At 67.7% G+C, this 25,959-nt stretch carries 28 protein-coding genes; 20 read left to right on the top strand and 8 right to left on the bottom strand.

Features of this window, described 5'->3' with window-relative positions:
* The first annotated feature begins 31 nt into the window (after positions 1 to 31).
* On the top strand, positions 32 to 877 hold the full coding sequence (locus ACWDTD_RS15820) for a carbon-nitrogen hydrolase family protein (protein ID WP_449748075.1): 846 nt from the start codon (positions 32 to 34) through the stop codon (positions 875 to 877).
* A 7-nt stretch (positions 878 to 884) separates the two neighbouring features.
* Here the strand turns inward: ACWDTD_RS15820 and ACWDTD_RS15815 are convergent, their stop codons facing one another.
* Positions 885 to 1,421 (bottom strand): carboxymuconolactone decarboxylase family protein, encoded by a 537-nt coding sequence (locus tag ACWDTD_RS15815; RefSeq protein ID WP_449748074.1) that lies wholly within the window; start codon positions 1,419 to 1,421, stop codon positions 885 to 887.
* 38 nt (positions 1,422 to 1,459) lie between these two features.
* On the opposite strand from ACWDTD_RS15815, the gene ACWDTD_RS15810 reads away from it, so the two are divergent.
* Positions 1,460 to 1,927: a MaoC family dehydratase gene (locus tag ACWDTD_RS15810; protein WP_449748073.1), complete on the top strand. Its 468-nt coding sequence runs from the start codon at positions 1,460 to 1,462 to the stop codon at positions 1,925 to 1,927.
* Here the strand turns inward: ACWDTD_RS15810 and ACWDTD_RS15805 are convergent.
* The 3 genes from ACWDTD_RS15805 to ramB form a co-directional block, all read right to left on the bottom strand.
* Entirely contained in the window at positions 1,914 to 3,272 is a 1,359-nt protein-coding gene (locus ACWDTD_RS15805; protein ID WP_449748150.1) for a lipase family protein, read from the bottom strand. The genes ACWDTD_RS15810 and ACWDTD_RS15805 overlap by 14 nt on opposite strands.
* A 190-nt stretch (positions 3,273 to 3,462) precedes the next feature.
* Positions 3,463 to 4,857, bottom strand: a complete 1,395-nt coding sequence (locus ACWDTD_RS15800; protein ID WP_449748072.1) for a lipase family protein — start codon at positions 4,855 to 4,857, stop codon at positions 3,463 to 3,465.
* A 63-nt stretch (positions 4,858 to 4,920) separates the two neighbouring features.
* Positions 4,921 to 6,339: an acetate metabolism transcriptional regulator RamB gene (ramB, locus tag ACWDTD_RS15795; RefSeq protein WP_449748071.1), complete on the bottom strand. Its 1,419-nt coding sequence runs from the start codon at positions 6,337 to 6,339 to the stop codon at positions 4,921 to 4,923.
* A gap of 81 nt (positions 6,340 to 6,420) precedes the next feature.
* Between ramB and ACWDTD_RS15790 the strand changes: the two genes are divergently transcribed.
* The 4 genes from ACWDTD_RS15790 (at position 6,421) to ACWDTD_RS15775 (ending at position 10,965) form a co-directional block, all read left to right on the top strand.
* Positions 6,421 to 7,167 carry a hypothetical protein gene (locus ACWDTD_RS15790; protein WP_449748070.1) on the top strand — a complete coding sequence of 249 codons (747 nt, stop codon included), beginning with the start codon at positions 6,421 to 6,423 and terminating at the stop codon, positions 7,165 to 7,167.
* Positions 7,168 to 7,596: 429 nt separating this feature from the next.
* Positions 7,597 to 8,883 (top strand): isocitrate lyase, encoded by a 1,287-nt coding sequence (aceA, locus tag ACWDTD_RS15785; RefSeq protein ID WP_449748069.1) that lies wholly within the window; start codon positions 7,597 to 7,599, stop codon positions 8,881 to 8,883.
* 166 nt (positions 8,884 to 9,049) lie between these two features.
* On the top strand, positions 9,050 to 9,937 hold the full coding sequence (locus tag ACWDTD_RS15780; RefSeq protein ID WP_449748068.1) for a 3-hydroxybutyryl-CoA dehydrogenase: 888 nt from the start codon (positions 9,050 to 9,052) through the stop codon (positions 9,935 to 9,937).
* A 206-nt stretch (positions 9,938 to 10,143) separates the two neighbouring features.
* On the top strand, positions 10,144 to 10,965 hold the full coding sequence (locus ACWDTD_RS15775; RefSeq protein WP_449748067.1) for a heparin-binding hemagglutinin: 822 nt from the start codon (positions 10,144 to 10,146) through the stop codon (positions 10,963 to 10,965).
* 68 nt (positions 10,966 to 11,033) lie between these two features.
* Here ACWDTD_RS15775 and ACWDTD_RS15770 read toward each other — a convergent pair whose 3' ends face one another.
* Positions 11,034 to 11,597, bottom strand: coding sequence for a helix-turn-helix domain-containing protein (locus ACWDTD_RS15770; protein ID WP_449748066.1), 564 nt, complete (start codon positions 11,595 to 11,597; stop codon positions 11,034 to 11,036).
* Between the two features lie 63 nt (positions 11,598 to 11,660).
* On the opposite strand from ACWDTD_RS15770, the gene ACWDTD_RS15765 reads away from it, so the two are divergent.
* Positions 11,661 to 12,842, top strand: coding sequence for a benzoate/H(+) symporter BenE family transporter (locus ACWDTD_RS15765; protein ID WP_449748065.1), 1,182 nt, complete (start codon positions 11,661 to 11,663; stop codon positions 12,840 to 12,842).
* A 13-nt stretch (positions 12,843 to 12,855) separates the two neighbouring features.
* On the opposite strand, the gene ACWDTD_RS15760 is transcribed toward ACWDTD_RS15765, so the two are convergent.
* Entirely contained in the window at positions 12,856 to 13,284 is a 429-nt protein-coding gene (locus ACWDTD_RS15760) for a hypothetical protein (RefSeq protein ID WP_449748064.1), read from the bottom strand.
* Entirely contained in the window at positions 13,277 to 14,092 is an 816-nt protein-coding gene (locus tag ACWDTD_RS15755; protein ID WP_449748149.1) for a TetR/AcrR family transcriptional regulator, read from the bottom strand. Before ACWDTD_RS15755 ends, ACWDTD_RS15760 begins: the two co-directional genes overlap by 8 nt.
* Before the next feature lie 85 nt (positions 14,093 to 14,177).
* Between ACWDTD_RS15755 and ACWDTD_RS15750 the strand changes: the two genes are divergently transcribed.
* The 6 genes from ACWDTD_RS15750 to ACWDTD_RS15725 all read left to right on the top strand — a co-directional run bounded on the left by ACWDTD_RS15750 (position 14,178) and on the right by ACWDTD_RS15725 (position 19,637).
* A complete protein-coding gene (locus ACWDTD_RS15750; protein WP_449748148.1) occupies positions 14,178 to 15,485 on the top strand; it encodes a DUF445 domain-containing protein in 1,308 nt (435 codons plus the stop codon).
* 94 nt (positions 15,486 to 15,579) lie between these two features.
* Entirely contained in the window at positions 15,580 to 16,065 is a 486-nt protein-coding gene (locus ACWDTD_RS15745; RefSeq protein ID WP_449748063.1) for a helix-turn-helix domain-containing protein, read from the top strand.
* 128 nt (positions 16,066 to 16,193) lie between these two features.
* Positions 16,194 to 17,174: a heparin-binding hemagglutinin gene (locus ACWDTD_RS15740; RefSeq protein ID WP_449748062.1), complete on the top strand. Its 981-nt coding sequence runs from the start codon at positions 16,194 to 16,196 to the stop codon at positions 17,172 to 17,174.
* Between the two features lie 69 nt (positions 17,175 to 17,243).
* Complete coding sequence (locus tag ACWDTD_RS15735; protein ID WP_449748147.1) at positions 17,244 to 17,540, top strand: DUF2516 family protein; 297 nt, start codon at positions 17,244 to 17,246, stop codon at positions 17,538 to 17,540.
* Between the two features lie 66 nt (positions 17,541 to 17,606).
* The gene (locus tag ACWDTD_RS15730) at positions 17,607 to 18,497 is read left to right on the top strand and encodes a MerR family transcriptional regulator (RefSeq protein ID WP_449748061.1); all 891 of its coding nucleotides are present in this window, start codon (positions 17,607 to 17,609) and stop codon (positions 18,495 to 18,497) included.
* 51 nt (positions 18,498 to 18,548) lie between these two features.
* Entirely contained in the window at positions 18,549 to 19,637 is a 1,089-nt protein-coding gene (locus ACWDTD_RS15725; RefSeq protein ID WP_449748060.1) for an alpha/beta fold hydrolase, read from the top strand.
* On the opposite strand, the gene ACWDTD_RS15720 is transcribed toward ACWDTD_RS15725, so the two are convergent.
* Positions 19,621 to 20,700 (bottom strand): UDP-N-acetylmuramate dehydrogenase, encoded by a 1,080-nt coding sequence (locus ACWDTD_RS15720; protein ID WP_449748059.1) that lies wholly within the window; start codon positions 20,698 to 20,700, stop codon positions 19,621 to 19,623. The two genes, ACWDTD_RS15725 and ACWDTD_RS15720, sit on opposite strands and share 17 nt — an antisense overlap.
* An 87-nt stretch (positions 20,701 to 20,787) precedes the next feature.
* Here ACWDTD_RS15720 and ACWDTD_RS15715 point away from each other — a divergent pair, with 87 nt between their 5' ends.
* The 7 genes from ACWDTD_RS15715 (at position 20,788) to ACWDTD_RS15685 (ending at position 25,868) form a co-directional block, all read left to right on the top strand.
* Positions 20,788 to 21,282 carry a DUF2505 domain-containing protein gene (locus ACWDTD_RS15715; protein ID WP_449748058.1) on the top strand — a complete coding sequence of 165 codons (495 nt, stop codon included), beginning with the start codon at positions 20,788 to 20,790 and terminating at the stop codon, positions 21,280 to 21,282.
* Positions 21,283 to 21,375: 93 nt separating this feature from the next.
* Positions 21,376 to 21,885 carry a DUF2505 domain-containing protein gene (locus ACWDTD_RS15710; protein ID WP_449748057.1) on the top strand — a complete coding sequence of 170 codons (510 nt, stop codon included), beginning with the start codon at positions 21,376 to 21,378 and terminating at the stop codon, positions 21,883 to 21,885.
* 29 nt (positions 21,886 to 21,914) lie between these two features.
* The gene (locus ACWDTD_RS15705; protein WP_449748146.1) at positions 21,915 to 22,667 is read left to right on the top strand and encodes a class I SAM-dependent methyltransferase; all 753 of its coding nucleotides are present in this window, start codon (positions 21,915 to 21,917) and stop codon (positions 22,665 to 22,667) included.
* A 16-nt stretch (positions 22,668 to 22,683) separates the two neighbouring features.
* Entirely contained in the window at positions 22,684 to 23,493 is an 810-nt protein-coding gene (locus ACWDTD_RS15700) for a carbon-nitrogen hydrolase family protein (RefSeq protein WP_449748056.1), read from the top strand.
* Positions 23,494 to 23,544: 51 nt separating this feature from the next.
* A complete protein-coding gene (locus tag ACWDTD_RS15695) occupies positions 23,545 to 24,681 on the top strand; it encodes an LmeA family phospholipid-binding protein (protein WP_449748055.1) in 1,137 nt (378 codons plus the stop codon).
* A gap of 97 nt (positions 24,682 to 24,778) precedes the next feature.
* A complete protein-coding gene (locus ACWDTD_RS15690) occupies positions 24,779 to 25,603 on the top strand; it encodes a DUF1542 domain-containing protein (RefSeq protein WP_449748054.1) in 825 nt (274 codons plus the stop codon).
* Between the two features lie 43 nt (positions 25,604 to 25,646).
* The gene (locus ACWDTD_RS15685; protein ID WP_449748053.1) at positions 25,647 to 25,868 is read left to right on the top strand and encodes a hypothetical protein; all 222 of its coding nucleotides are present in this window, start codon (positions 25,647 to 25,649) and stop codon (positions 25,866 to 25,868) included.
* Positions 25,869 to 25,959 lie beyond the last annotated feature (91 nt).

Here is a 25,959-nt window from a genome sequence, read left to right as displayed (position 1 = left end):
CTCGAATTCCGATGGTGAACCAGGAGGACACATGAGTTCGACGACCCCCCGCCTGCGCGTGGCGCTCGCGCAGGTCAGCAGCGGTTCCGACCCCGACGCGAACCTCACGGTGATTGACGCACAGGCGCGTGCGGCCGCAGCGGACGGCGCCGACCTGGTGGTGTTCGGCGAGGCGATGATGTGCCGATTCGGCGGGAGGCTCAGCGACGTGGCCGAGCCACTCGACGGCCGATGGGCGTCGGCGGTCGACGCGATCGCGCAGTCGGCGGGCATCACCGTCGTCGTCGGCATGTTCACCCCCGCCGACGACGGACGGGTCCGCAACACCCTGCTGATCACCGGACCGCAGATCCGTGCCCACTACGACAAGATCCACCTGTTCGACGCCTTCGGGTATGCCGAGTCCGATGCGGTGGCGCCGGGCGACGACCTGCGGCTTGTCGACATCGCCGGCGTCCCCGTGGGCTTCGCGACCTGTTACGACATCAGGTTTCCGGAGCTGTTCACCGAACTCGCGGCGCGTGGCGCACAGCTGATCGTGGTGTGCGCGTCGTGGGGACGCGGGCCGGGGAAGGCCGAGCAGTGGTCGCTGCTGGCGCGGGCCCGCGCGCTGGATGCGACGTCGTTCGTGGTGGCCTGCGACCAGGCCGATCCCGAGGCCAGTGGCGAAACGGTCACCGGCACCGCACCGCTGGGCGTCGGGCACAGTGTGGTGTGTTCGCCCGCGGGTGAGCCCATCGCCGGGCTCGGTGCCGAGCCCGGGTTGCTGGTGGTCGACCTCGATCTCGGCGAGGTCGACGGACTCCGCCGCGCCCTGCCGGTGTTGGCCAACCGACGCCCAGACGTCACCGCGGCGCGCGCGGTGGCGAACTCCTGAGCGGAGTTCAGACGCGGCTGTCGGGTTGCACCCGCAGCGCCTGCAGCGTGGTGGCGAGCATGTCGTACTGGGTGGCGAGCAGGATGAACGCGATCACCCGCCGATCGTCGAGATGACGGCGCAGCGCCGCCCACGACACGTCGCTGATGTCGCGGTCGACGACGAGTTCGTCCACCGCGCGCAGCATCGCACGTTCCCGGTCACCCCACCCCGCGTCGGGGCCCTCGAGGATGCGGGCGAGTTCGACGTCGTCGATTCCGGCCTGCTTGCCGAGCCTGCGGTGGTGATCGAGTTCGTAGGTGCTCTCGCGCAGGTGCGCCACCCGGATGATCACCATCTCCGATTCGCGCCGCGACAGGGAGCCGAACGGCATGAGCCGAGAGGCGAAGTACAGCCATCCGCGGAACAGACCGCGGGTCCGTCCCAGCGTCGAGAAGATGTGTGCGTCATGAACCCCGATGGTTCGGGCCGCGATGCGCGCGAACGCCCAGTTGATCGGACCGAGCTCGGAGAATCCCCCCGGAGCAACACGTGGAGTACCCATGCGGTCACCGTAGACGGCCTCGTTAGACTTTGAGCACCATGACTCACATCACATCGCGCACCTTCACCTCCGTCGATGAGCTCAAGGCGGCGATCGGCGAGAATCTCGGCCACGGCGACTGGCTGGAGATCACCCAGGAACGCATCGATGCCTTCGCCGAGGCCACCGGCGATCACCAGTGGATTCACGTCGATGCCGAGCGCGCGAAGGCGGGTCCGTTCGGTACCACCATCGCCCACGGCTACCTCACGTTGTCGCTGCTGCCGTTGCTGGCCGGCGACATCTTCACCGTCACCGGTCCGAAATTGACCATCAACTACGGGCTCAACAAGGTGCGGTTCCCGAGTCCGGTGCCCGTCGGCTCCCGGGTGCGCGCGGACGCCGAGATCGTGTCCGTCGAGGAGGGCGCCGCGGGTGTCACGGTGGTGGTGCGCTCGACCGTGGAGATCGACGGATCGGCCAAACCCGCGTGCGTCGCCGAAACGGTGCGCGTCATCGTGTTCTGACGCCGGGACATCCGTTCACCGCCGGCACGCCGCGCAGGCGCGCGTCGAGCCAGCTCATCGCCTCGGGAAAGCCGAGCAGTGCCGCGGTGAGGTGCTCTCCGAAGACCTCGCGGTAGGTGGCGTTGGCGCCGAGCGCGCATTGTTCGTGAAAGAGGTCGCGTGCCCCGGCCGCCGGTATCCACCACTCCTGGGTGCCGTTGTAGATGTAGAGCGGTACGGCCGAACGCATCCCGGACATCTTGGTCACGCGGTAGATCTCCTCGGCTACCGGCGAGTGGAACGGGTCGGCGACGGTGGAAAACACCTGCATCGGAAGGAATGTGGCGCCGGCGATCGCGATCGGGATGGTGCACACGTTCTTCAGCGGCGATGTCGCAATCCACTGCGCGGGGTTGTTGGCCATGGTGAGTATCTCGGTGCGTTCGCGGGCGATGCCGAACGTGGCGGCGTGGAACAGCCCGGTGGCCAGATTGGCGTTCATGCTGCCGACGAGCATCCGGAAGTCGGCGGGTACGCCACCGAGCGCGGCGCCCACGACACGCCCGCGCAACTCCGGCGCATAGTCGGTCAGTAGCTTCACCGCCCCCCTGGTGGCGATGGCCCCGCCGGAATAGCCGGTCATCGCGACCCGGCTTCGTCCGATGCTCGCCGGTGCCGCGGCGCTCGCCGCGCGGATCGCGTCGAGAACGATGTGGCCGGCCACCACCGGTTCGGCGTAGGCCATGCGCGGTCCCTGGTGGTCCGGTATCAGCACGGCGTAGCCGTGCGAGAGGGCCAGCGCGGTGGTGGGCGGGATCAGGTCGGTGACCCCGGTGGCGATCGAAAAGCCATGCGAGAGTGTGTATCCCGGATTGCATGCGGTGCCCAGTGAGTCGATCGGCAGATTGTTCACCAGGATCGGACGATCACCCGTCACCGGAGACGCCGCGCGCGGGATCACCAGGGTGGCGGTGCCGTAGGTCGGCGCCCCGACGGCGTCGGTGCTGCGGAACTTGATGAGCCGCGCCGACGCGATCGGCACGGTGACCACCGGTGCCGCGGCGGCGGTGACGTCACGTACGGCGATGACCTGTCCGGGCCGCATCGCCGCGAGGTCCGACGGCCAGCGGTCGAACATCGGGTCGCCGGTGGGGGTGGGCAGCACCGCTTCGCGCAGCTCTTGGGTGCGGTGATCAAAGCCCGGTGCCACCGCGCGCGGCGGGATGGTCTGCAGATGCGGAAAGGGCGGCGGACCGATCGCGCCGTCGATGGCCCGGGGCAGTTGCGGCGGCGCGGGCATCATGTTGGGCGGGTCGGCGGCGGCAGTTGCCGCCGGCCACACCAGCAGGCACGCCGCAACGACCATGCCGCCGCGACGCACCGCACGCCACCAGCCGAACCCGACCCTGCACACCATGGCGTCTCCCTGTGCCGAGGGAAGCGCCCCCGACCGGCGCTTCCCCTCAGGTTCGGAGGCTAGAAGACCAAGTGGGACGATCGACTCACTCGGGAGTCTCGATACGCATCGGTGACCTGCGCGATGTGGGATCGTTATCTCAGCGTTGGTGGGCGGGACAGCCGTTGACCGCGGGTATGCCGTTGAGCCGATCGGCGAGCCAGTTCATCGCATCCGGGAACCCCACGAACACGGTGGTCATGTGCTCGCCGGGATACTCGCGGAAGGTCGCGTTGGCGCCGAGCCGGCATTGCTCGGCGAACAGGGCGTGCGCCTGTGACGCGGGAATCCACCACTCCTGCGCACCGTGGTAGAAGTACAGCGGCATCGGCGCCTTGAGCCCGGCCATGTCGGTGATCTGGAAGATCTCGTTGGCGACGGGCGAGTGGTAGGGGTCGGGATCCTTCGAGAGTGCTTGCGTACCAATAAAACTCAGTCCCAGATCGCCCATGGTGCCGCTGCACAGGTTCTTGATCGTGTTGTTGGTGGCCAGCCAGAGCGCGAGGTTGTTGGCCATCGGCAGCAACTCGGGCCGTTCACGGGCGATACCGAGGATGGCCGCATGGAAGACGCCGGTCGCGAGATTGGCGTTCATCGCCCCGGCCAGAACCCGGTAGTCGGCGGGCACACCGCCGATGGCGGCACCGGCGAACCGCGGCACCAGCTCCGGTGCGTAGCTGCTGACCAGTTTCGCGGTGGCATTGGTGGCGATCGCGCCCCCGGAGTAGCCGAGCATCCCGATGCGCCCGCGCCCGAAATTGGCCGGATCGTAGGTGGCGGCGGCGCGCACCGCGTCGAGCACCACATGCGCCGCGACGAAGGGTTCGGCGTACGCCATCCGGGGTCCGGTGTGGTCGGGGACGATCACCGCGAAGCCCCGACGCAGCGCCTCCTGGGTGGTGGGCGGCTTCAGGTCGGTGCTGTTGGTGTCGTTGCTCTTGCCGTGGGCCAGTGTGTAACCGGTGGTGCAGCGGGTGCCGAGCGCGACGATCGGCGGATTGTTGATCAGCACCGGCCGGGCGCCCGGGCCCCGCCACGGGGTGGGTGGCACCAGCAACGTCGCGGTGCCGAAGATCGGCAGGCCCTTCGCGTCGCGGGTCGCGAACTTCAGCTGTCGGATGTAGGCGGCGCGTACCTCGAGCAGCGGCGCGGCCACGGGCGCCACGCTGCGGCTCATCAGGATCTCACCCGGCCGGTGTGCGGCGAGGTCCGTCGGCCAGGTGTCGAAGAACTCGTCCCCGGTCGTCGACGGCATGACGGCCTCGCGCAGTTCCTCCAGCGAGTGGTCGGCGCCCGGGGTCACCGACCTCGGCGGGATGGTGGTGAGCGGGGGTATCGACGGCGGTGGAACCATCCGGTCGATCGTGTTGGGCACGCGTGAGGGTACGGCGGCCAGGTTGGGTGGCTCCGCCGATGCCCCACCGCTCCCGGCGAGGGTGAGTACCGCGGCAACGGTGATCGTCGCGGCTCGGCGCCGCGACACACGAAGGGACACGCCTGAAACTCCTGTCGGCCGGTTGGGTCAGATCGCCATGTATCGGGTCAGATCGCCATTGGGTCAGATCGCCATGTATGGGGACACACTGCTCCGGTGTTCGTCGACGCGCAACGCGGCACCGAGTGCGGGGAACGCGCGTTGCGGACAGTGCTGGCGCTCGCACACCCGGCATCCGGCACCGATCGGGGTGATGCGCGCTTGCGGACCGATCTCGAGGCCGTCGGAGTAGATCAGCCGCGCCGCATGGCGCAACTCGCAGCCGAGGCCGATCGCGAAGGTCTTACCCGGCTGCCCGAACCGCACCGCCCGGCGCTCGACGGTGCGCGCCACCCAGAAGTAGTCGCGGCCGTCGGGCATCTCGGCGATCTGGGTGAGAATCTTGCCCGGGGAGGCGAAGGTCTCGTACACATTCCACAGCGGGCACGTGCCGCCGCTGGAGGAGAAGTGAAAACCCGTGGCGGACTGACGTTTCGACATGTTTCCGGCGCGATCCACCCGGACAAAGGAGAACGGGATGCCGCGCAGGTTCGGTCGCTGCAGGGTGGAGAGCCGATGGCAGATGGTCTCGTAGGAGACCGAGTAGAACGCCGACAGCCGCTCGATGTCGTAGCGGAAATCCTCTGCAGCGCCGTGGAATTGGGTATACGGCAGCAGGACCGCCGCGGCGAAGTAGTTGGCCAGGCCGTACTTCGCGAGCGAGCCGGCCTCGGCGCTGGTGAAGTTTCCCTCCTGCGCCAGTTCGTCGAGCAGGTCGGCGTATTCGAGGAAGGCCAGTTCGGCGGCCAGCTTGAACGCCCGCTGCCCGGCCGAGAGTGCCGCGGACACCTCCAGTCGTCGCGCCTGCGGATCGAAGCGGTGCAGCAGATGATCCCCGAGATCGACGCGCGGTGCTATGGTGACGCCGTGTGTCTTCTCCAGACGCTCGGAGATCCCGCGCCGGACGTCCTGGGAATGCATCCGCATCCGCGTGGTGAGTTCCTCGGCGGCCATGTCGAGAGCGTGAATGTAGTTGCGGCGCTGATAGAAGTAGTCGCGAACTTCCTCGTGGGGCGCCGTGATGGACCCGCGCATCGCGCGGTCACTGCGGTCGTCGGTGGCGGCGGCGAGCTGGTCGATGGCGATGCGGTAGCGACGGTGCAGGTTGACCATCGCCTGCGCCATCGTGGGATGCGCGGTGACCATCGCGGTGATCTCGTGGGCGTCGGTGGCCGAGACGGGTGCCTCCACGTCGTCGTCGAGGAGCACCTCACGCAGTTCGGCCACCAGGCGCACGTCATCCTGCGAGTCGAAGAAGCCCGCGTCCACCCCGAACGCCTCGGTGATGCGGGTGAGCACCGAACTGGTCAGCGGGCGCGTGTCGTGTTCGATCTGATTCAGATACGACGGCGAGATGTCGAGGGTCTGGGCGAGCGCCACCTGGGACAGGCCCCGCTCGTTGCGGAGCTGGCGCAGTCGCGAACCCACATACGCGCGGGTCATGTTTCGGTCCCTGTCATGATCTGCCCAGGGTACGGTGACCGCGTGCGATTTCCGGCGCGGTTTCGACGGAGAGCGCCGGCGGTGATCGCGGCCGCGTGCGCCGGGTCGATGATGCTCCTCGCCGGCTGCGGCGCCGACCGGACGGCGCCCGCGCCGGCCTCCTCGGCGGTCCCCGCCGACCTGGTGTTGCGACCGGGCCAGTTGCCGCCTGGATTCACACCCGCACAGTTCTCCGTGAGTGATCTCGCGACGGCCGACCGCGCCCGCATCGACGCGACGCGCGCCGACCCGGTGACGCCGCCCCAGTGCCGTCCGACCGCCGACGCCGACCTGAACCCGCAGCTCAATGCCGCCAACTCCGCGGTGCTGGCCGCCAACCGATCCGACACCGGGTTGGTGGCCCTGGTCACCACCGCGCGTCGCGACATCGACGCCGATGTGCGCGAACGCACCGGCGACTGCGCGCGAACCGAGACGACGATCTCGTCGGGTGGACTGTCGGGTGCGGTGGTGACCACCTCCACCACCACGCTGCCCGACCCGGCCGGATTCCGGATGGGCAGCACCCGTGACGGCGACGTCGAGCAGACCCTGGTGCTGCGGTCGGTGGTGACCACCCGGCTCCCCGACGCCACCGTGCGCACGCAGATCGGGTACTCCGGGTACGCGCTGGTGCGTCGTACCGCCGACGACGTGGTCACCGTCTCGCTGACGGTCAACGGCGCGACGAGCGACGCCGCGAACCCGCCGCAGCCCGCGCCCGAGCCGATGTCGGCGCACGGATTCGGGGAACTGTTCGCGACGGCGGTGCGCAACGCCGTCGACTGAGATGTGAATCGCATCACACGCCTGCGCTCGGAGGTCGCCGATCCCGTGCGGTGCGGTTGCATCCGGGCGCGCGTCTCGTCTCGGGTGCAGTGGGTTGGGCGCGGCACAAAAACGCAGTACGCGCGTACTTTTTGGCGGCGACTCGGCAAGTCTTCACATGTCAAGATTCGCAAAATTTGCAAATCTGCGCAGAATACTGGCGGGTATTCACACTCCAAACCCGATTGGACCTGCATGTTTGCCGTGTGGCACTCTTGATGTAGGCACTACCGAGATGTGTCGGAGAGTTCGCAAAGTCCGCGCCGGAGAGTATGGCGCGGGTCACACTTGCGTGCCCGCGATGCGCTCAGGATGTCTGTCAGCACCCCGGATCGCACCTGGCCGTGCGACTCAACCGGGCCGAGTAGGACAACGAAAGCGAAGTGGCTAATGAGCAACGTCGGAAAGCCCCGCACCGCCGCGGAAATCCAGCAGGACTGGGACACCAACCCGCGCTGGAAGGGCATCACCCGCGAGTACACGGCCGAGCAGGTCGCCGAACTGCAGGGCAATGTCGTCGAAGAGCACACCCTTGCCCGCCGCGGCGCCGAGATCCTGTGGGACGGCGTCAACAGCGACAACTACATCAACGCCCTGGGTGCGCTGACCGGTAACCAGGCCGTGCAGCAGGTGCGCGCGGGCCTCAAGGCCATCTACCTGTCGGGTTGGCAGGTCGCCGGTGACGCGAACCTCTCCGGCCACACCTACCCCGACCAGTCGCTGTACCCGGCCAACTCGGTGCCGAGCGTGGTGCAGCGCATCAACAACGCGATGATGCGCGCCGACGAGATCGCCCGCGTCGAGGGTGACAAGTCGGTGGACAACTGGGTGGTGCCGATCGTGGCCGACGGTGAGGCCGGCTTCGGTGGCGCGCTCAACGTCTACGAACTGCAGAAGGCCATGATCAAGGCCGGCGCCGCCGGTACCCACTGGGAGGATCAGCTCGCGTCGGAGAAGAAGTGCGGCCACCTCGGTGGCAAGGTGCTCATCCCCACCCAGCAGCACATCCGCACCCTGACCTCGGCTCGCCTCGCGGCCGACGTCGCCAACACCCCGACCGTCGTCATCGCCCGTACCGATGCCGAGGCCGCCACCCTGATCACCTCGGATGTCGACGAGCGCGACAAGCCGTTCGTGACCGGTGAGCGCACCACCGAGGGCTTCTACAACGTGCAGAAGGGCATCGAGCCCTGCATCGCGCGTGCCAAGGCCTACGCCCCGTACGCCGACCTGATCTGGATGGAGACCGGCAAGCCCGACCTGGAGCTGGCCCGCCAGTTCGCCGAGGCCGTCAAGAGCGAGTTCCCCGACCAGCTGCTGGCCTACAACTGCTCGCCGTCGTTCAACTGGAAGCAGCACCTCGACGACGCGACCATCGCCAAGTTCCAGAACGAGCTCGGCGCGATGGGCTTCAAGTTCCAGTTCATCACGCTGGCCGGCTTCCACGCGCTCAACTACTCGATGTTCGATCTCGCCTACGGCTACGCCCGTGAGCAGATGACCGCCTACGTCGACCTGCAGGAGCGCGAGTTCGCCGCCGAGGAGCGCGGTTACACCGCCACCAAGCACCAGCGCGAGGTCGGCGCCGGCTACTTCGACCGGATCGCCACCACCGTGGACCCCAACACCTCGACCGCAGCCCTCAAGGGCTCGACCGAGGAAGGCCAGTTCCACTAGGAACCAGGCTCGACCGCCTCTCCGGGGCATCAGGCGAACAAGACAGGCGGCTCGCGACTTCCGTTGCGGGCCGCCTGTTGGCATGTCAGGGCTTTGCCCGTCCCCGGTGAGTTACCCATGTGCTTACGAAATCAGTTGTCGCGTCTCGTTTTTGGAGGAGGGCGTTGTGGTCGACTCGGCCATCTCCCGCGTCGGGGTGATCGGTGCCGGCCAGATGGGCGCGGGCATCGCGGAGATCTGCGCCCGCGCGCACGCCGACGTGCTGGTCTACGAGCACACCCGTGAACTGCTCGCGGCGGGCCGCACCCGCATCCTCGCCTCGATCGACCATGCGGTCTCCTCGGGTGCGCTCACCGAGCGCGAACGCGAGCAGGTGTCCTGGCGACTGCGATTCACCACCGACCTCGGCGATCTCACGGACCGGGATCTGGTGTGCGAGGCCATTATCGAGGACGAGTCGTGCAAGACCCGGATGTTTGCCGAACTCGACAAGGTGGTCACCGACCCGGCGGCGGTGCTCGCGTCCAACACGTCGTCGATCCCGATCACCCGGCTGGGCATGGCGACGCAGAACCCCGCGCGCGTGATCGGCATGCACTTCTTCCATCCCGTTGCGGTGCTGCCACTCGTCGAGGTGGTCACCACGCCCATCACCGCCGACTCCGTTCGCGAACGCGCGCACACCTTTGCCCAAGACGTGCTGGGCAAGCAGGTGATCGGCTCGGCGGACCGCTCCGGATTCATCGTCAACGCCCTGTTGGTGCCCTACCTGCTCTCGGCAATTCGTATGGTGGAGAGCGGTTTTGCGTCGGTGGAGGACATCGACAAGGGGATGGTGCTCGGCTGCGCGCACCCGATGGGGCCGCTACGGCTGGCCGACCTCGTCGGACTGGACACCGTGAAGGCCATCGCCGACACGATGTATCAGGAGTTTCGCGAACCGCTCTACGCGCCGCCCCCGTTGCTGGTTCGCCTGGTGGAGGCGGGCCGAATCGGGAAGAAGAGCGGCCGGGGCTTCTACGGCTGGGACGACGAGCGTTCGCCGGTGCGGTGACCTGCGGCGACGCAGCCGCGGTGCCGGAGAGTGTGCTCCTGCTAACAGGATGCTTGCAATTGCTAGCAACAATGTGGATACTGGGTACTGGGACCACAACGACTGCGGCAAGCAAAGTCGCATCCCGATTCCACGACGACGTCAGAGTGAATCAATTCCGTTGTGCAGCAAATCTTCTGGCGTCCATGAACTATGAGGAGTTCAGCATGACCACAGCAGATCGCAACCTTCCCACGCCGTTCTACGCCGTTGTCGGCGCCGGTGACCTCGCCGTCAAGCAGGTCAGCGACGCGGTGGTGGGACTGCGCGAGCGTACCGAGGCGGCCAGCGAGACCGCACAGGCTCGGTTCGAAGAGACCAAGACCCGCCTCGAGGAGACCCGGGGCAAGCTCAACGCACTTCCCGACGAACTGCCCGGCACCATCGAGTCCACCATCGACGACCTGCGCGCCAGGTTCTCGCCCGAGGAGATTCGTAAGATCGCCGACGGCTACGTCGAGCTGGCCGGCTCGATCTACACCTCGCTGGCCGAGCGTGGCGAAGAGGCCGTGGGCCGCCTGTGGCAGCAGCCGCTGGTGCAGGAGGGCTTGACCCGGGCGGAGAAGACCTACAACGAGGCCGTCGACCTCACCGAGGACACCCTGGGTGTGGTGTCGCATCAGACCCGCGCCGTGGGTGAGCAGGCCGCGAAGTTCGCCGGCATCGTGAGCACTCGGGTCGGCGAGGCGGGCGACAAGCTCGACGAGGCCGCCGACAAGTTCAACGACGCCGTCGACGATGCCGCCCTCGAAGCGGGCGAGAAGCTCGACGACGCGGCCGCCAAGGTGTCGGAGGCGGGTGCCACCGCCAAGGCCCGTAGCGCCACCGCGGCAGCCAAGATCGACGGCGCCGCAGGCACTGTCGAGGGCAAGGCACGGACCGCCAACGCTTCGCCGGCGAAGAAGATCGCCGCGAAGAAGACGACGACTCCGGCCAAGAAGACCACGACCGCCAAGAAGTCGACTCCGGCCAAGAAGACCACCAGCTAGTCTCTGGTCGACCAGTCCGAGAACGGCCCCGCGTATGCGGGGCCGTTTTCGTTGTCGGCCGTGTCGCTTCAGCCCTCGGCGCCCTCGACTGATGGGCGTGGGGGCGAGTCGATGGTCAGTACCGCGAGCACGCCGTCGTCGGTGCGGTAGGTGTGTGGGGTGTCGCTGAGCCATTGCAGCGACTCGCCTGGGCCGGCGGCGCGTTCGCTGCCCTCGGGGCCCGCGTGCAGGTGACCGCGGATCACCCGCACATGTTCGACAACCCCGGGCCCATGTGGGGGAGAGCGACGCAGCCCACCGGGTAGCACGCGCAGCCAGAAGACCTCGGTGGTGGCACCGTCGTCGTGGTGTTCGACGTGGATCAGCCGCGCGGTCAGGAACGAGCCGCCGCCCTCGGTGCCCGACTCCTCACCGAGCAGCGCGGTCAACGGGACCCCGAGTGGCCCGGCCACGGCGTACAGCGTGTCGAGCGTCGGATTACGTTGTCCCGCTTCGAGTTCGGACAATGAACCCTTACCGACACCGGCCGCCCTGGCCAGCGCCGACAGGCTCATCCCGCGTGCGGAGCGAAGCGCCGCGATACGTGCGCCCACCTCGCGGCGCCGGTCGTCGCGGACATCGTGCTGCCTCACCGTACGACGTTCTCCCCTCATCCATCGTTCTGTTTACGGAACGATGTGCGTTAGGCTGTGTCGATGCCCATCACAGCACAACAGGATGTCGTCGAGCCCGCCATCGCGGGTGTCGTCACCGCCCTGGTCGGCTTCACCTCGTCGTTCGTGGTGGTGGTCGCCGGTTTGCGTGCGGTGGGTGCCGACCCGCGGCAGGCCGCCTCGGGTCTACTCGTCCTCACGGTGACCTTCGCGATCGGCATCATCGTGCTGTGTGTGCGTTTCCGGATGCCGATCACCCTTGCCTGGTCGACGCCCGGTGCGGCGTTGCTCGTGGCCGCCGGGAGTTCGTATCACGCCGGATGGCCCGCCGCGGTGGGCGCCTTCCTCGTGGTGGGAATCCTCATCCTCGCCACCGGACTGATCCCGGCTCTCGGCGATCTGATCGGACGTATCCCGACACCGATCGCGCAGGCCATGCTGGCCGGGGTGCTGCTCACACTGTGTCTCGCGCCGATGAAATCGCTGGCCGCACAACCGCTGCTGACCATCCCGATACTGCTGGTGTGGCTGATCGCGATGCGCTGGCTCACGCGGTGGGCGCTGCCGCTGGCGTTGCTCACGGCACTGGCGGTGATCGGCATCTACCTCGGCGTGCACGGTGTGGCTGGATGGGGTCACTCCACCTGGTGGCCCACGCTGTCGTGGACCACGCCCGCCGTCGACCCCGCCGCCCTGGTCGGTATCGCCCTGCCGCTGTACATCGTGACGATGGCGTCGCAGAACGTGCCCGGCGTCGCGGTTCTGAAATCCTTCGGCTACCAGACTCCGTGGCGTGCGTCGATGCTGGTGACCGGGACCGGCACCGTCATCGGTGCACCGTTCGGCGGTCACGCGATCAATCTGGCCGCACTCTCGGCGGCGTTGGCCGCAGGCGAGGAGGCCGGACCCGATCCGAGTCGCCGATGGATCGCCGGCGTTTCGGCCGGGGTGAGCTACCTCGTGCTGGCGGCCTCGTCGGGGGCACTGGTCACGATCACCGCGGTCGCGCCCGCCGGTCTGCTCGAGGCGGTGGCCGGTCTGGCGCTGTTGTCCACATTCGCCAACGCGGTGGTGGGGGCGCTGCAGCACGACGAATACCGCATACCGTCGGCGCTCAGCTTCGTCACCGCGGCCGCCGGGGTGAGCTTCTTCGGGATCAGTGGCGCGTTCTGGGCGCTCGTCGTCGGACTCGGTGCGCACGCGGTGTTGCGTGTGGCGCGGTGAGGGCAGACGCGGATCACTCCGACAGCAGGCGACGGAGCAATGCGCTCTGCGCACGCAGCTCAGCCGCCCGGTCCGCGGCCTGCGCGGCATCGAGAGTTGCTGCGGCGCTGTCACGTTCGCTGATCTCGGCACGCAGCACGGCCACCACATCCGCCTTGCTGAGTTCGCGACGGGGCACCTCGGCCGCACCCGGTCCGAGCGCGGTGTTCTCGATGGCACCGGCCGCCGGTGCCGCGATGCCCGACGATTCGGCGTTGTCGATGGCCGCGAGCGCCGACCGCAGCGCCGACACGGCGACCCGATCGCGGGATCTCATCGCCGTGCGGAGTTCGGCCCGAAGTCGGGCACGCACCGCCCCGGCGGCACCGGATTCCCCTGCGCCAGATTCCCCTGTACCGGATTCCCCTGTACCGGATTCCCCTGTACCGCTTTCCTCAGTCATCGAGGCCCGCAACCCGCGACTCGGGTTCCGGCTCCGGCAGCACGGGCGGGTGGACCAGGAACTCGTCCCGCGAGCCGTTGGCCGCGCCGATGCCGACGACCGCACTCCACACCAGCATTGTCAGGTAGTCGATGAGGTCGTCGACGGGCATGGCGGTGTCCGACATCCACCAGTCCACCGCCCGCTGGATTCCGCCGACCAGTGTGTGCGACCACACCTCGGCCCCCGACACGTCGCCCGAGCGTTCGGTCATGCGCACCACGATGGCGGCGGTGAGCAACTGGGCGACGAGGCGTTCGGATTCCACCGATCCCACCGACGACGTCGGTGAGGTGGCCAAGGCGAAGCGGTAGAGCTGTGGGTCGTCGGCGACGGCGCGCACATAGACGCCGATCACCGTTCTGGTGAGCGTGTACTCATCGGTGTCGTCGGTGATGGCCTCGGTGAGCCGGGGCAGCAGCACGGACTCGAAGAACCGTGCGGTGACGGCGTTACCGAGGTCGGCCTTGTCGGAGAAGTAGCGGTAGAGCACCGTCTTCGACACCCCGATGTGGTTGGCGATCTCGTCCATCCCGGTGTCGGCGCCGAGCTCGCGGACCGCCGAAATGGTGCCGTCCGTCAGCTCGGTCCGCCGGGCCTGTTTGTGCTTCTCCCAGCGCTGCCGACGCCCGTCGGGCTTGCCTGCGCCGTTCGAGTCGCCCCCGTCGGTGACGGCTGTGAGCAGCGCCTGCTCGAGTCCGCGGGTTACGGTCGCGGCAGTCGCGAGTGCGCTGCGGGCAGCCGACGCGGGGCTGGGACGATTGGCGATCACTTCGTCAGCGTAGTGCCCGGCGAGGGGTAAAACTGATGGAGTGTCGACTGTCATTCCGGACGTATCCGGCCAGCAGGAACCGGTGGCACGATCGGTGATCGCCACCTCGCCCGGATTCGCCGGTGCGGGCGGCGGTGCCGACGAGAAGCGACGACGCGATCTGCGTCGGATGAAGGTCGTCGCCACCGGGTTTCTTGTGCTGGCCGCGATCGTCTACCTGTTCACGCGCTACCTCGAGCACCGCGACGGCACCGATGTGGCCGCCTGGGTGGGTTACGTCCGTGCCGCGTCCGAGGCCGGCATGGTGGGTGCCCTCGCCGACTGGTTCGCCGTCACCGCCCTGTTCCGCCATCCGCTCGGCCTGCCGATCCCGCACACCGCGCTGATCCGGAAGAAGAAGGACGAGATCGGCGATCAGCTCGGCGATTTCATCGAAGAGAACTTCATGACACCCGCGGTGGTGGTTCAGCGCGCCGAGCAACTCGACCTGCCGCGCCGGGTGTCGACGTGGCTGGCCGACCCGGCCAACGCGCCACGCGTCTCCGACGAGGCAGCCCGCGCGATCACGCTGACGTCGGAGATGCTGCGCGACGAGGACATCGAACAGTTCATTCAGGCGATCCTCAGATGGGCGGCCGAACCCGAATGGGCGCCCCCGATCGGTCGCATCCTGGAGCAACTCATCGATGAGGACCGCCTCGACCCGGTGTTCCAACTGCTGTGCGACCGCGCCTACGACTGGGCTCAGGGCAGTCAGGACCTGATCGAACGGGTGGTGGACCGCGACGTCGGGCCGTCGTGGAAACCCAAGTTCGTGAGCAACCTGGTGGGCGACAAGATCTACCGCGAACTCGTCGACTTCACCTGGAAGGTCAAGACCGACCCCGACCACGAGATGCGCCGCTCGATGCACCAGTTCGTCGAGCAGTTCGCCCACGACCTGCAGCACGATCCGGAGATGATCGCGCGTTTCGAGGGCATCAAACACGATCTGGTGGGCAGCGACGAGGTGGCCGATGCCGCGTCGACGGCGTGGCAGACCGGCAAGGCGGTCATCGAGCAGATGCTCGAGGACCCCAACAGCACCCTGCGGAACACGCTGTCGGATGCGGTGGTGCGCCTCGCCGTGCGGATCCGCGACGACCGGCCGCTGCAGGAGAAGATGAACGGCTGGGTGGCTCGGGTGGCCCATCACGTCGCCGCGAACTATTCGCGGGAGATCATCTCGGTCATCACCGAGACGGTGCGAGGCTGGGACGCCGACGACACGAGCCGCAAGATCGAACTCCAGGTGGGTCGCGACCTGCAGTTCATCCGGATCAACGGCACCGTCGTGGGATCGCTCGCCGGCCTCGCGATCTACACGGTGTCGGTGCTGATCTTCAGCTGACCCGCCCGACCTCGAAACGCCTCGGCCTCGCCCTGCTTGCACGAGCTAGCACCCGGGGCGGATACTTGGGACCGAATCGACTTTCGGGAGTGAGATGTCTACCGACGGCAACGACGAGCAGCTGCGCGACGACGCCGGATCATCCGATGGTCCGACCAGCACGGTCGAGTCGGTGGCGAGCGCAGCACAGGATGCGGTGGCCACCGCCGCCTCCGACATCGGGTCGTTCATCCGGTCGCAGCGAGTGGCCGCCGAGGTGTCCTTGCGTCAGCTCGCCGAACGGGCCGGGGTGAGCAACCCCTATCTCAGCCAGATCGAGCGCGGCCTGCGCAAACCGTCGGCCGACGTGCTGGCCCAGATCGCCAAGGGCCTCCGCGTCTCGGCCGAGGTGCTGTATGTCCGCGCGGGCATCCTGGAAGAACGTCCGGCGAGTCCGGTGCGCGACGCGCTTCTCGTCGACACGTCGATCAGCGAGCGGCAGAAGCAGATGCTGCTCGAGATCTACGAGTCGTTCCAGCGGGAGAACACCGCACTGCAGAACGCGGAAGAACAGAACGCCGGGCACCTCGTCGAGGAGTGATCGCCGATCATCAACGGCCTCCGCCGCGTGTCTGTCGCGGTGTTGGATGTGCGTGCGGGCATTCTGGAGATGCGTCCGGCGAACTGGTCGCCGAACACATCGGCCATCCAGTCGAGGAGTGAGCATCCATGACCGAGAATCCGCTGTCGACCGCTTTCGCGCAGGTGTCTGCGCTGCTGGCAGATGTCCGCGACAGGAGTGAGGCGGCGGGCGAGCAGGCGCAAGCCCGGCTCGCGGAGACCGCCGAGACCGCCCAGACCAAGCTCGTCGAGACGGCGTCGACCGCCCAGGCGAGGATCGGCGAAACCACCGGCACCGCGCAGGCCAAGATCGACGACGCGTTGTCGCTCGCGCTCGCCACATTCGAGGACGCGAAGGAGAAGCTGTCGTCGTTGCCGGTGGAACTGCCCGCCGAGATCGACGAGTTGAAGGCCAAGTTCTCGCCCGAGGAACTGCGCAAGGTGGCCGAGGCCTACCTGGCCGTGGCGGCCGCGCTCCTCACGTCTCTGGCCGAACGGGGCGAGGATGCGATCGAACGCATCAAGGCGCAGCCACTCATCGGCGAGAACCTGCCCAGGCTGGAGAAGGTGTACTCCGACGCCGTCAACCTGGCTCCGGCCGGGCTGCTACCGGGGTCGAGCGGCACCGAGGTGCCGGCCGAAAAGTCCGCGCCCGCGAAGAAGACCGCACCCGCGAAGAAGACCGCTGCGGCGAAGAAGTCGACACCGGCGAAGACAACCACTGCGGCGAAGAAGACGACTCCGGCGAAGAAGTCGACTGCGGCGAAGAAGACCACCGCGGCGAAGAAGTCCACTGCGGCGAAGAAGAGCACTCCCGCGAAGAAGAGCACTCCCGCGAAGACGACCACCGCAGCCAAGAAGTCGACACCGGCGAAGACGACCACCGCAGCCAAGAAGTCGACACCGGCGAAGACGACCACCGCAGCCAAGAAGACCACTCCGGCGAAGAAGTCCACTCCGGCCAAGAAGACGACTCCGGCCAAGACGACCACCGCAGCCAAGAAGACGACTCCGGCCAAGAAGAGCACCGCGGCGAAGAAGAGCACTGCGGCCAAGAAGACCACTGCGGCCAAGAAGACCACCGGCTGACCACGATTACACGCGACCACGCGCCGACACCCGCCCCGCTAGAGTGGTCGCGTGAGCTTCTTCGCCATCATGGACTATTCGCGCAGCCTGATCCTCCTCGTGCTGACCGTGGTCGCCGGGCTGGCCTCGGCACTCGCGCTGGTTCACGCCGCGGTGCAGCGGTCCGACGCATTCCCGGCCGTCGATCGCCAGTCCAAGGTCATCTGGGTGTCGATTCTCGCCGCGGCAACCCTGTTCATCTGGGTCTTCGGTGCCGTCAACTTCCTCGGCCTGGCCGGAATCGTCGCGATGCTCGTCTACCTGGTGGACGTGCGACCCCGGGTGGACGCGATCCAGGGCAAGCACTGGTTCAGCAAGCGGGCGTGACGTCGCACCATCCCACCCCCGGAGCGGTGCACAGAGCACCGGGCCGGCCCGCATAGACTGACCATCGTGGCTGAGTATCGGATCAACGACCTGGCAGAGGCGTCCGGCGTCAGCGTTCGCAACATCCGGGTCTACCAGGACCGCGGGCTCCTGCCGCCGCCGGTCATCCGCGGCCGCACCGGCTGGTACTCCGCCGAACACCTCGTGCGGCTCAATCTCATCTCCCGCATGCTCGAACGTGGCTACACGTTCGCCACGATCAGCGAACTGCTGCACGCCGCCCACTACGGCATGAAGGTGGAGAGCGTGCTGCGCGCCGAGCCGAAGGGCGGTCGTTTCCGCAACTTCCGCCGCGCCGCGACCATCACCATCACCGAACTGCGCAAGTCGCTCAACGCCAGCGACCGCTCGATCGCGCTCAGCCAGAAACTCGGCCTCCTCGTCAAGGACGGCGCCCACTACGCGATCAAGAATCCCGAGGTACTCGAAGGTGCCGAGGTGCTCGTGAAGAGCGGAATCGACATCGACGTCCTCCTCGACCGCTTCGTGCGCGTACAGGCTGACCTCGAAGACGCCGCGAAGAGTTTCGTCTCGATCATCACCGACAAGTACTTCGACGAGAACCTGCCCGACCTGGGCGAGGCCAACATCAGCAAGATGGCCGAACTCATCGGGACCGTCCGCCCGATGGCGCACGACATCGTCGAGACCACCTTCCGCAAGGCTCTCGACGACGAGATCTCCAAGGCGATCGGCGAGGCGTCGACCTACTTCGATGCCGCCGCCGACGAACCCCCCACCGCCGACGAGCCCGTGCCGAGCGAGCCCGCGACCGGCCATGCCACGGACGGCGGCCTCGACAATAACGTGACAACGAGTAGTGTTACATCACATCGCGTGAGCGCCGACGGTTCGGCGCCCACCGCGGCCGCGGAGTCGGCGGCCGACAACTCCTGAGCACTCCGCCGTCGACGGGGTGCTCCCGTCTGCGAGGGGATGTGACAGCGCGTGAACCGCAAAGCCTGGCTGATCGGTGCCGGAGTGGCTGCGGGTGTCGCCGCGGTCGCCGTGGGCATGGGTACCAACGCCGCTGGGATGGTGCGCGACGCGTTACGCGGTGAACCCGCCGTCGACGACGGCCCGGACGCCCTGCTCGCCGACCCCGTGGCCCCATGCGCCCGGCCTGCGGTGTCGACGTCCGACGGAACCCGGCTCAACGTCGAGGTGTACGGGCCCGACCCCACCGCCGCCGACACCGGCGACGTGATCGTCGCGGTCCACGGCTGGGCCTGCAACACCCACTACTGGAATCCGCAGATCAACCATCTCGCCGACAGCCACACCTTTGTGGCCTATGACCAGCGCGGTCACGGTGCCAGTGAACTCGGCCGCCGCCGCCCCAGCGTCGCCATGCTCGGCCAAGACCTCGACGCCGTGCTCGCCGCGGTGGTGCCGCCCGGTCGCCGCGCCGTCCTGATCGGTCACAGCATGGGCGGGATGACGGTCCTGTCATGGGCGGCGCAGTACCCGGAGAAGGTGTCCACCATGGTCTCGCAGGTGGTGCTCGCGTCCACCGCGGCCAAGGCCGTGGTCCAGAATCACCTGCTCATCCCCGTCGACCTGCCTCGCTACAGCAGACCGTTCGCGCCCGCGGTAAGCCGAGTATTCACCTCTGCGCCGGTCCCGTTGCCGCACAACCACTACAGCCCTCTGTTGGCGCATTACATCGCGCTGGGAACGCACGCCCGCGCATCGCATGTGGCCTTCGTCGACGACATGATCTCGGCGTGCCCCGCCCGCGCCCGCGGGCGATGGGGCGCGGCCATGGGACGTCTCGACGTGACCGCGGGACTAGACGCGCTCACGGTGCCGGTGACCCTGGTGGTGGGCACCGAAGACCGACTCACCCCCCGCACCCATGCCGACCAGATGGCCGATGTGCTGGCGCGGTCCGGACATCTGCGTGAGCTGGTGGTGCTCGACGGAGTAGGGCACATGTCGACCATCGAGGCCGACCAGAGGGTCAACGCGTTGCTCGACGACCTGCTGACCGCCACGCCTGAGCCGGTTGGTTCAACTCCTACAGTGCGCAGTTGACGAGCACCGGCTCTGGGTGCAGCGTCACACCGAAGGCCTGTGCCACTCCCGACCGCACGTCGCGGGCCAAGTCGAGCAATTCGTCAGTGGTGGCGTCACCCCGGTTGGTCAGTGCCAGAGTGTGTTTGGTGGACAGCCGCACCGCCGAACCGGGTCCGGGATATCCCTTGGCGTAGCCGGCACGCTCGATCAGCCACGCGGCCGAGAGCTTCAGCCCGTCGACCATCGGATAGGCGGGTACCGAGATGTCGGCGCCGACGCGCTCGTGGATCCGGCGCATGATCTCCGGCGTCGACTCGGAGTCGATGATCGGATTGGTGAAAAACGAACCGGCACTCCATGTGTCGTGGTCGTCGGCGTCGAGCACCATACCCTTGCCGCGACGCAATTCCAGCACCAGATCCCGCAGTGTCGCGGCGTCCACCCGGGAACCCTCGGCGACGTCGAGGCGTGCGGCGAGGTCGCGGTAGCGCAAGGGCTGACCGAGGCGATCGTCGTTGAGCCAGAACGAGACCGCCACCACGACGAAGTCGTTGCGGTGCTTCAGGTTGCTGGTGCGGTACCCCAGGCCCAGTTCGCCCGGAGACACCCACCGCAGCGTGCCCGCGCGGCGGTCGAGCACCTGAACGCTGCGCAGCACATCGGCCACCTCCACACCGTAGGCGCCGACATTCTGTACCGGCGTCGCACCGGCCGCCCCGGGGATACCCGACAGGCATTCGAGGCCACCGAACCCGGCGTCCACGACGGCCGCGACGAGGTCATCCCACACGACACCGGCGTCTGCGGTGACGTGGGAGCGCCCTGATTCGCGTCCCGTCCCGAAATCCACTCGGTCGCTCTCGATCACGACAGCCGTACCGTCGAAGCCCTCGTCGGCAACCACCAGATTGGAGCCGCCGCCCACGATCAGCACCGGCTCGGACTCCCGGTCGAGTGCGGTGACCTCCTCGACCACGCTCCGCGTATCCGGGCAACGGACCAACCTGCGCGGAGGTCCGCCCAGACGCAGCGTCGTCAACTCGGCCAGCGGCGTCGCGGTGCTCGCGGGAATGTCCGTCACGGACCAACCGTAACCGAGCGCCCGACGTTGCCTCGGGAGTCTGTGCCGCCCGGGTATTCTGCGCCGCCTCGGGTAGTCTGCTCAGTCATGGCGAGCAAGCTGGAACACACGGTCACCTACCCGTTCACGGTGGCGCGGTACTGGGAGATCGTGTCCACCGAGCAGTACTGGCACGATCTGCTCGAGGCCATCAACTCCAGCCACGGCAAACTCGACTCGCTCACCATCGACGGCGACACCGTCACCGTCCAGATGCAGCAGGGGATACCGGAGAGTCATCTGCCGCCGATGGTCACCAAGGTGCGGCCCGGAGATCTCGACATCCCACGCGCCGTCGTGTTCACCCATACCGGCGACACGATCACCGGAACGATCACGGCCTCGATCAGCGGTGTCTCGGCCAAGGTCGACGGCACGTTCACGGTGTCGGGAGACCCGGCGCACGCCGACTACACCGCGGAGGTGACGGTCGCCATACCGTTTGTCGGCGGCAAGATCGAGAAGGTGGTCATCAACGAGATCGGGGCACTCCTCGACGCCGAACGTGAGCAAACCGTCACCTGGGCTGCGGACCATCCCTGATCCGGACCATCCCTGACTTGCGGACCATCCCTGACTCGCGGGCGCTGACCTCGACTTTGGTCGCCCACTGAACCTCACGTAGCCTCTTCTACCATGGCACGACGGCTCAGCTATTCAGCGCGCTACAAGCATCCCGTGGAGAAGCTCTACCAGGCGCAGAGCACCCGCCAGTACTGGGACGACATGATGGCCGGATTCCAGATGATCTCCCCGCACTGTTCGGTGGAGGACTTCCGTTCCGACGAGACCGGCATGCGGGTGGTGCTCAAACAGACCATCGGACGCGACCAGCTACCGGCCATCGCGCACACCGTGTTGATGAAGGACATGGTGATCACGCGCGAGGAGAGCTTCGGTCCGTTCGACGTCGACAACACCAAGGGCGATTACACCGCGTCGATCCCCGCCGGTCCCGGCAGCCTCAACGGCTGGCAAGAACTGTTTCCCACCGAGACCGGCTGCACCATCCGTAAGACCACCGAGGTCAAGGTGTTCATCCCGTTCATCAACGGCAAGCTCGAACAGCTCATGCTGGTGAACCTGGTGGACCTGTTCCGCGCCGAGGCCGAATACGCGGCCGACTGGATCACCAAGAACCTCTGACCCATTCCGGCCTGAATCCGTCCGGCCGCATCACCCGCGGCACCACCAACATCAACCGGCTGCGCCGGGTGGATCGCTGGATGGCCCACCACCCGGCGATCCGCTCGGCACTGCATCAGGTGTCGCGGCCGCTGATCGTCGACCTGGGCTACGGAGCCCGACCCGACACCACCGTGGAGATGGCGCACCGGCTGCGGGCGGTGGCACCCGGCCTGGAGATGGTGGGACTCGAGATCGATCCCGACCGGGTGGTCGAGGCGCGTGACGGGGTGCGGTTCGCGGTGGGCGGGTTCGAACTTGCCGGTCTGCGACCCCAACTGGTGCGCGCCTTCAACGTGCTGCGGCAGTACGACGAGTCCGAGGTGTGGCCCGCCTGGCGGCAGATGACCGACCGGCTCGGCCCCGGCGGACTGATCGTCGAAGGCACCTGCGACGAGATCGGCCGTCGCTGCGCGTGGGTCCTCCTCGACGCCGACGGTCCGCTCAGCCTGACCCTGTGCTGGGCCCCGGCGCACACCGAACGCCCCTCGCAACTGGCACCGCGACTGCCCAAGGCACTCATCCACCACAACGTGCCCGGCGAACCCGTCCACGATCTTCTCGCCGCCGCCGACGACTGCTGGGACCGTGCCGCCGGGCACGCCCCCTTCGGTCCGCGGGCCCGCTGGCGCGCGGCGCTGCGGCTGCTCGCCGAGTCCGGTGTGCCGGTGCAGGTGTCCCGCAATCGAATGACAGACAGTGTGTTGACCGTTCCCTGGGCCGTGGTGGCCCCTCGCGAATAGCAACTAGGGTGTGGCCATGCGCATCGCCATGGCCCAGATCAGTTCGAGCGATGATCCCTCCGCCAACCTGAGACTCGTCGCCGACGCGACCGCCGACGCCGCGGCGGCTGGCGCCTCACTCGTGGTGTTCCCGGAGGCCACCATGTGCCGTTTCGGGGTGCCGCTCGGACCGATCGCCGAGCCGGTCGACGGCCCGTGGGCCGGTGAGGTGTCGGCGATCGCCGCCGCCTACGGGGTTGCCGTCGTCGCGGGCATGTTCACCCCGGCCGGCGACCCCGCCGACGACCGCGCACGAGTGCGTAACACGCTGGTCATCGCGTTGTCGGACGGTCGGGTGGAGTCCTACGACAAGATCCATCTCTACGACGCCTTCGGCTTCCAGGAGTCCCGCACGGTGGCGGCCGGGACGAGCCCGGTGGTGGTCGACGTCGACGGTGTCGCGGTCGGGGTCGCCACCTGTTACGACATCCGGTTCCCCTCGCTGTTCACCACGCTCGCCGACCGTGGCGCCGAGTTGATCGTGGTGCCTGCATCGTGGGGATCGGGTCCGGGAAAGGTGCATCAGTGGCAGATCCTGGCCACCGCGCGCGCCCTGGATTCCACGACGTTCGTCGCGGCGGTCGGGCAAGCCGAGCCGTCGGATCCCGCGGTGCGCGACGGCAGTGCACCCACCGGGGTCGGCCACAGCCAAATCACAGATCCCTTCGGTACCGTGGTCGCCGCATATGGTCCAGGTCACACGGTCGGTGTGCACGACATCGATCTGTCGCTCGTCACCACCGCGCGTGAGCAGCTCGCCGTCCTGGCCAACCGGAAGACCTTCTGACTCGATCCGGGCCCATCCCCGGAGACCGCCGACACGGAGCGAGGCGACATCATGACCGACAACGAAAAGCCGGCGCCGGCATCCGGCGACGACGAGTGGACGCCGGTACCCGAAGACGGAACACAGGCCGTGCCGAGCACCGGGGCCGACACGGGCTCCGGAACTGCGCCCGGCACCGAGCGGTTCGAGCCGTCGCCCACCGAGCCGGAACCTCGCGCCTACTCGCAGGTGCGGCGCGCCGAGACGGCGCGGTTCTCCACCGGGTCGCAGACCGCGGTGGTCGACGAGGCGCCGGCACCGCAACCCGAACCATCCGGGGAACCGGTCAAGACCGCCCCCGCGGGCCGACGACGAACCGCGAAGATCATCGGGCTGACCGCGCTGGGGCTGGTGCTGATCCTGGTGATCGGCGCGGTGGCCTCGGAACTCATTCTGCGCAAACGCGTCACCGACTGCCTCGACCAGCAATTCAGCGCCCTCACCGGGGTCCCCACCAGCGTCTCGCTGAGCCGTACCCCGATCCTGATGCAGGGCTTCGGCGGCGGATCGATCCCGTACGTCCAGGTGGACACCGACGACGGTGCCGGCGGTACCCGCATGCACGTGCGCGCCGAGGACATCACCGCCAACGGTGACACCACCAGCGTCGGCTCACTCAACGGTGCGGGCTACATCCCGTTCTCCCGTGTGGTGGATCTGGGCGAGCAGGGGATGAGCCAGAACGGCACGGGTGGCACGGGTGGTACGGGTGGCACCAACGGCACGGGCGGCACCAACGGCACGGGCGGCACCAACGGCACGGGCGGTAACACCGACATCGTGCAGGGCGCCACCATCGAGTCGATGACCGGCAATCCGGCCGACGGGACGGTCGATGTGCAGTCGTCGTTCCAGATGGCGTTCCTGCCGATTCCCGTTTCCACCACGATCAAACCCGTCGTCACCGACGGTCACATCCACTTCGAAGTGGTCAAGGCCAGTGCCTTCATCTTCGGGATTCCGGCGAACTTCGCGCAGGAGATCGTCGACGGGGTGTCCACGTCGTTGTTCGGGCCGTTCTTCGACGAGATCGACGTCCGCAACCTCAAGGTGACCGAACAGGGCGTCGACTTCTCGATCGCGGGCAAGGACGTGAAGCTCGCCTCGTCGGAAACCGGCGGCAACGCGGGCGGCTGCAAGGTTCTCTGACCGCTGCCACTGCTGCGACGCCGGTACGCTCGTTGGTGAATGTCCGATTTCGTCGGGCGGGCCCGCCGATCCGAGCGACCCGCCGCTGGAGGAGAAGATGAGCACCCTGCTCTTGATCGTGATCGTCGTTGCCCTGGTTGTCGGGGTGGTGGTGGTCAGCCAGCGACGGTCCGGCGCCTCCAACGCCCGCACCCTCGACGACGCCAAGGCCGACGCCCGCCAGGCCATCGAGCGTCTCGGTGGGCAGGTCTACATGCTGGTCGGCGACTCGCCGGCCTCCAAACAGGCACTTGCCGACGCCGGTGAACGACTCAATGCCGCCGGGTCGCAGATCGACCAGGCCTCCACGCCCGCGCAGGCGCGGCTGGCCAAGCAGACCGCACTCGAGGGGCTGTACTACATCCGTGCGGCGCGCACCGCGATGAATCTCGATCCCGGTCCCGCGATCCCCGAACTGGACGGGCAGCGCAGCGCGGGTCAGGTCACCGAGGACCGTGTCGTCGATTTCGAGGGCCGCAAGGTGGAGGCGTCGCCGTCGCCGTCGCCGAACACCCCGAACTACTACCCGGGAGGGCGCGTGGCCGGCCGTCCGGTGCCGGCCGGCTGGTACTCCGAACCGTGGTGGAAGCCCGCGTTGATCGGCGGTGCCTGGGGTGTGGGCTCGATGCTGTTGTTCTCCACAATGTTCTCCGGCATGCACGGTGTGCCCTACGACGCGAGCTCGTTCGAAAGCGGGGCCGGTGACGGCTCCGACGGCGGCGCCCTCGACTCGGGCGATTACGGCGACCAGGGCGGCGACTACGGCGACCAGGGTGGCGACTACGGCGACCAGGGTGGCGGCGACTGGGGCGGCGGTGATTCTGGCGGCGACTGGGGCGGCGGCGATTTCGGCGGGGGAGACTTCGGCGGCTTCGACTTCTGACCCACCCGTCGAGCGTGCCCCTAGTTGAGCCGCCTCCCGCTGGTTGAGCCGCCACCCGCTGGTTGAGCTTGTCGAAACCACCGATCCGGGCACGCTCAACCGGGATCTGGGCACGCTCGACGGGATTCTGGGCACGCTCAACGCCGATCTGGGCACGCTCAACGGGGAGCTCAACCAGCGGGTGTGGGTGGTTTCGACAAGCTCAACCAGCAGGAGGAGCTCAACCAGCAGGAGGAGCTCAACCAGCGAGCGACGGCTCAACTAGTGTCGCGTTTCGTTAGTTGGTTTTCGGTTGAGCTTTCTTGAGAATCTCCTCGACCGGTTTCGTCCACACGAAGGGGTGTTTGCGGTCGTTC

Source organism: Gordonia sp. NPDC003425 (genome assembly GCF_053588635.1).
This window is presented reverse-complemented; position numbering and strand designations above follow the sequence as displayed.

Bases quoted from the DNA above. Each gene is read 5' to 3' on its own strand.
- ACWDTD_RS15805 (WP_449748150.1), bottom strand. From the start codon at position 3,272: ATGGTCGTTGCGGCGTGCCTGCTGGTGTGGCCGGCGGCAACTGCCGCC.
- ACWDTD_RS15740 (WP_449748062.1), top strand. From the start codon at position 16,194: ATGACCGAGAATCCGCTGTCGACCGCTTTCGCGCAGGTGTCTGCGCTG.
- aceA (WP_449748069.1), top strand. From the start codon at position 7,597: ATGAGCAACGTCGGAAAGCCCCGCACCGCCGCGGAAATCCAGCAGGAC.
- ACWDTD_RS15745 (WP_449748063.1), top strand. From the start codon at position 15,580: ATGTCTACCGACGGCAACGACGAGCAGCTGCGCGACGACGCCGGATCA.
- ACWDTD_RS15710 (WP_449748057.1), top strand. From the start codon at position 21,376: ATGGCACGACGGCTCAGCTATTCAGCGCGCTACAAGCATCCCGTGGAG.
- ACWDTD_RS15735 (WP_449748147.1), top strand. From the start codon at position 17,244: ATGGACTATTCGCGCAGCCTGATCCTCCTCGTGCTGACCGTGGTCGCC.
- ramB (WP_449748071.1), bottom strand. From the start codon at position 6,339: ATGACCCGCGCGTATGTGGGTTCGCGACTGCGCCAGCTCCGCAACGAG.
- ACWDTD_RS15690 (WP_449748054.1), top strand. From the start codon at position 24,779: ATGAGCACCCTGCTCTTGATCGTGATCGTCGTTGCCCTGGTTGTCGGG.
- ACWDTD_RS15695 (WP_449748055.1), top strand. From the start codon at position 23,545: ATGACCGACAACGAAAAGCCGGCGCCGGCATCCGGCGACGACGAGTGG.
- ACWDTD_RS15760 (WP_449748064.1), bottom strand. From the start codon at position 13,284: ATGACTGAGGAAAGCGGTACAGGGGAATCCGGTACAGGGGAATCCGGT.
- ACWDTD_RS15700 (WP_449748056.1), top strand. From the start codon at position 22,684: ATGCGCATCGCCATGGCCCAGATCAGTTCGAGCGATGATCCCTCCGCC.
- ACWDTD_RS15810 (WP_449748073.1), top strand. From the start codon at position 1,460: ATGACTCACATCACATCGCGCACCTTCACCTCCGTCGATGAGCTCAAG.
- ACWDTD_RS15765 (WP_449748065.1), top strand. From the start codon at position 11,661: ATGCCCATCACAGCACAACAGGATGTCGTCGAGCCCGCCATCGCGGGT.
- ACWDTD_RS15715 (WP_449748058.1), top strand. From the start codon at position 20,788: ATGGCGAGCAAGCTGGAACACACGGTCACCTACCCGTTCACGGTGGCG.
- ACWDTD_RS15775 (WP_449748067.1), top strand. From the start codon at position 10,144: ATGACCACAGCAGATCGCAACCTTCCCACGCCGTTCTACGCCGTTGTC.
- ACWDTD_RS15815 (WP_449748074.1), bottom strand. From the start codon at position 1,421: ATGGGTACTCCACGTGTTGCTCCGGGGGGATTCTCCGAGCTCGGTCCG.
- ACWDTD_RS15820 (WP_449748075.1), top strand. From the start codon at position 32: ATGAGTTCGACGACCCCCCGCCTGCGCGTGGCGCTCGCGCAGGTCAGC.